Source organism: Leisingera sp. ANG49, from assembly GCF_059694505.1.
Genome location: NZ_JCATZN010000082.1, coordinates 1 through 233 on the forward strand (window position 1 = coordinate 1; position 233 = coordinate 233).

General features: G+C 63.9%; 1 pseudogene. It reads left to right on the forward strand.

Annotated features, from left to right (window positions below):
* Window positions 1–233: pseudogene (locus AC58NV_RS23830) on the forward strand (IS5/IS1182 family transposase); the annotation flags it as partial.

Sequence of the window (233 nt, forward strand, 5' to 3'; positions counted from 1 at the left end):
AACGCAAAGCCTTGGAAACCAACGAGTCCCGGCGCCGTCGCCCGCAACGAAGCGCTGCGAGCCTCGAAGTACTTGGGCCGCGCCATCTGGCGACGGTGGAGCGGCTACCACCGTCGGAGCCGTGTCGAAAGCAAGATGAACTGCATCAAGCTGCTCGGCCAATCCCTGATGGCCCGAGACTTCGAGCGCCAGGTCGCCGAGCTGCAGGTTCGTATCGCCGTGCTGAACGGCTA